Origin of the sequence: Oceanobacillus luteolus (assembly GCF_042678205.1) — a bacterium.
GTDB lineage: Bacteria > Bacillota > Bacilli > Bacillales > Amphibacillaceae > Oceanobacillus > Oceanobacillus luteolus.
In genome coordinates this window covers 1-3,290 of record NZ_JBHUDE010000014.1, presented here as the reverse complement: position 1 = coordinate 3,290, position 3,290 = coordinate 1, and the positions used below count along the sequence as shown (strand labels likewise).

Here is a 3,290-nt window from a genome sequence, read left to right as displayed (position 1 = left end):
TTATCTAGGAATATCCCAGAGCGTCCAAGTCATTTGACATATCAACAGGGTGAATTACAAGGAAATAATAGGCGGAAAATGTAGGCCTAAACATAATATACGAGGAGGAGTTTGTTATGAAAAAGAAATTTTATGATGTAACAGCACCGATTTATGAAGGAATGCCAGTTTATAAAAATAAGCCGGAAAAGCAGCCGGAATTTAATACCGTGACGAACGCACACGTTACCGAAACTCGCATCTCGATGGATTTACATACCGGGACTCATGTCGACTCCCCACTGCATATGATCAATGATGGTGACACGATGGAATCAATCGCGATTGAAGATTTGGTCGGTAAAGTGAAGTTATTTGATTTAACACACGTGGAAGACCGAATTACTGTCGAGGACATTAAAGATCTTCCGATTGAAAAAAATGATTTCATTCTATTTAAAACGCGAAATTCTTCCGTGGATGAATTTGATTTTGAATTTGTCTTTGTGGCAGAAGATGCAGCAAGTCACCTTGCAGAAATTGGAATTAAAGGTGTTGCAGTAGATGCGTTGGGAATTGAACGGGCGCAACCTGGACACCCGACACATCGGACATTGTTTGAGAACCAAGTTATCGTCATCGAGGGCTTGCGCTTGAAGGAAGTACCTCAGGGTGAGTACTTTATGGTAGCCGCTCCATTGAAAATCATCGGTACGGACGCTGCTCCAGCGCGCGTGTTGTTGTTTGAATTGGACAATGATACGGATGGTAAAGCGTTCCACTGGGATACAGGGTCAGTTGATCTATCCGAACAATAAGCGAAACCAAATAAATAATGGGTCATGCAGAATGTTTCTGTATGACCCTTTTTTATGGATGTTATAGCAGTTTACTATCCATTCATCTAAGTATTAATTGCTCTTAGGCTGTTCGTCACTATCCGGAACAAAGATTTCAACGTCCGTATTGATCTTGATTTCACTTTCATCATTTGTAACAGAACCGAATGCTGAATTACCGACGATTAGAAGGCCAACTCCAATAGTTAATAGACTTTTTTTCATAATAAAATCTCTCCCTTTAATTAATTATTTTTTAATAAACATCAATATTGTTGCTCTCTATAGCCAATTTATAATAAGCAGCAGCTTTCTTATATCCCCCCTTTTCCTGATAATACTCCCCTAAAAATTTAAAATATCGCTGCTGATAATTGGTGTTAAAGTGTCTTCGATTTAAAGTAGGTAAAAATTCGTCTTTCAAATACGTTTCCCATTTACTTTCTTCCTCATTGATGAAGAGATAGAGGAACCAAAACTCCTTCATAGGAACATTATCGGTCGGCAGTCCCTTTGCAGTTTCCAAATGACTATTAAGATATTCTTGACACTCTTCCAATAACCCTTCTTGATAACATACATAAATCAATAAAGATAAAGATTGGAAATAACTGATGCTTTCTTTCTCCTTATAAGACATAGCCATTTTTAAATGGGACATCGCATTATTTCTATCTCTTTTGCGCAAGTACATATTCGCGATATTGTGCTCCACTACACCCAAATGATAAGTATCATTGAGTTCTTTGGCTAAGCTTTTAGCCTTTTGAAATTCACATAAACCCGACATGATATCACCAAGTCTGCTATAACAAATTCCTAATTGCACATGAAGTTTCAGACATTGTTCTCTCTTGTAATTATTCTGAAATATTCGTAAAGACTCTTGTCCATATGAGAAACTTAATGTTTCCCTTTGATTTACATACAAAATTAAGGAATAGAGAAAATACATATCTGCTTTTTCCAATTCATTAAGATGAGCTTGAGAATACTCCAGTAAGGCCTTGTCCAAATACTCTTTCGCTTTATCGGACTCCTGGTTGACCCAATAATAATTTCCGACATGCTTAAAATAATAGAATCGATTTCTCGCTGATAGACTATCATAATATTCTTCTAAAAATCGAATGGAATAGGCTGCATCTTCATAGCATTTCAGGATAATACATGCCCTGATCCTCTTCACATGATATTCTGTCTGAAGTTTTATGTTTGTGATTGGATGGATCATTTTCTGTAATTCTTCATATATCTCTTTGCAACCTTCAATATCATTATTTAATAAGGGTTCCTCCCAGAGTGCCAATAAATCACTAATTCTCTTATCATTCGATAAAATTTTGTAATAATCCACCCCCAGTCTATTAAATAGTAAAGCAAGAGTTTCTTCATCTACGGTTGTTTTATTGTTCTCGATTCGTGATAAATAGGAGGTCGAAACTATTGCTTCTGCTACTTCCTCCTGGGTTTTGTTTTTTTCTTTCCGATAGAATTTCAAAACTCTTCCTATGTCCATTATACATCCCTCTCTTTAGAAAAAAATTGCGAAATTCTATTGATTTTCCCTCGAAAATCAGCGTTTTTCTGTAAAAATTGCGAAATACAAAAATTGTTAATTTAATGATAGCATGAAATTGTAAGTTAATTGTAATAAATTTGTATGATTTATACGAATTTTAACATTTTTGTTAATTAAAGGAGGTGAAATAGTGGCTACATTTTTAAGAATAGTCGCTCAATTAGGGACGAAAGCTGCAAAATGGGCTTGGGATAATAGAGGAAGAGTTCTAGATTGGATTGCAGCAGGAATGGCTATTGAGTGGGTCATCAACAAAATCAATAGTATTGTCAACTAACTTTCGAAGATGAAAAGGAGGTAAAAAAACATGGCAGTATTTCTAAGAATTGTAGCTCAATTAAGTACAAGAGCTGCACAGTGGGCTTGGGCCAACAGACAAGCAATCCTGGAGATGATCTATAAAGGAGTAGGTATCTCCGCCATCATTGACTATATCAACTCAAGAGTATAACTTACTCAAACAAATCAATATCAACAATAGATTTGTACTTACTTTAAAGGAGGTGAAATAAATGGTAACTTTCCTACGAATCGTAGCGCAATTAGGTACACGAGCTGCACAATGGGCTTGGGCTAACAAAGGAAAAANTCTTTCAACATATAGGGAGGTGAAATGAATGGTAACTTTCTTAAGAATCGTAGCGCAATTGGGGACAAGAGCTGCACAATGGGCTTGGGCTAACAAAGGAAAGATCTTGGACATGATCTTGAAAGGGTTTGGAATCCAATACATCATCGATTACATCAATTCGCAAGTTTGATTGTAGAACATAGAGAGGTAGTTTTCTTTCAACATATAGGGAGGTGAAATGAATGGTAACTTTCTTAAGAATCGTAGCGCAATTGGGGACAAGAGCTGCACAATGGGCTTGGGCTAACAAAGGAAAGAT

At 36.4% G+C, this 3,290-nt stretch carries 6 protein-coding genes and 1 pseudogene; 5 read left to right on the top strand and 2 right to left on the bottom strand.

What is annotated here, in order from left to right:
* Window positions 1-116: 116 nt before the first annotated feature.
* Window positions 117-797 carry a cyclase family protein gene (locus tag ACFSBH_RS03970; protein ID WP_379596127.1) on the top strand — a complete coding sequence of 227 codons (681 nt, stop codon included), beginning with the start codon at window positions 117-119 and terminating at the stop codon, window positions 795-797.
* 93 nt (window positions 798-890) lie between these two features.
* On the opposite strand, the gene ACFSBH_RS03965 is transcribed toward ACFSBH_RS03970, so the two are convergent.
* Together ACFSBH_RS03965 and ACFSBH_RS03960 are read right to left on the bottom strand one after the other, a co-directional pair.
* On the bottom strand, window positions 891-1,043 hold the full coding sequence (locus ACFSBH_RS03965) for a hypothetical protein (RefSeq protein ID WP_379596125.1): 153 nt from the start codon (window positions 1,041-1,043) through the stop codon (window positions 891-893).
* A gap of 31 nt (window positions 1,044-1,074) precedes the next feature.
* On the bottom strand, window positions 1,075-2,337 hold the full coding sequence (locus ACFSBH_RS03960) for a helix-turn-helix domain-containing protein (RefSeq protein WP_379596123.1): 1,263 nt from the start codon (window positions 2,335-2,337) through the stop codon (window positions 1,075-1,077).
* Window positions 2,338-2,530: 193 nt separating this feature from the next.
* Here ACFSBH_RS03960 and ACFSBH_RS03955 point away from each other — a divergent pair, with 193 nt between their 5' ends.
* From ACFSBH_RS03955 to ACFSBH_RS03940, 4 genes and pseudogenes are all read left to right on the top strand, one after another.
* Window positions 2,531-2,677 carry an aureocin A53 family class IId bacteriocin gene (locus tag ACFSBH_RS03955; RefSeq protein WP_379596121.1) on the top strand — a complete coding sequence of 49 codons (147 nt, stop codon included), beginning with the start codon at window positions 2,531-2,533 and terminating at the stop codon, window positions 2,675-2,677.
* Window positions 2,678-2,707: 30 nt separating this feature from the next.
* On the top strand, window positions 2,708-2,851 hold the full coding sequence (locus ACFSBH_RS03950) for an aureocin A53 family class IId bacteriocin (protein ID WP_379596119.1): 144 nt from the start codon (window positions 2,708-2,710) through the stop codon (window positions 2,849-2,851).
* Window positions 2,852-2,912: 61 nt separating this feature from the next.
* Window positions 2,913-3,161: pseudogene (locus ACFSBH_RS03945) on the top strand (aureocin A53 family class IId bacteriocin).
* 52 nt (window positions 3,162-3,213) lie between these two features.
* Window positions 3,214-3,290, top strand: a 77-nt coding sequence (locus tag ACFSBH_RS03940; RefSeq protein WP_379596129.1) for an aureocin A53 family class IId bacteriocin, incomplete at its 3' end; no start/stop codon positions are given.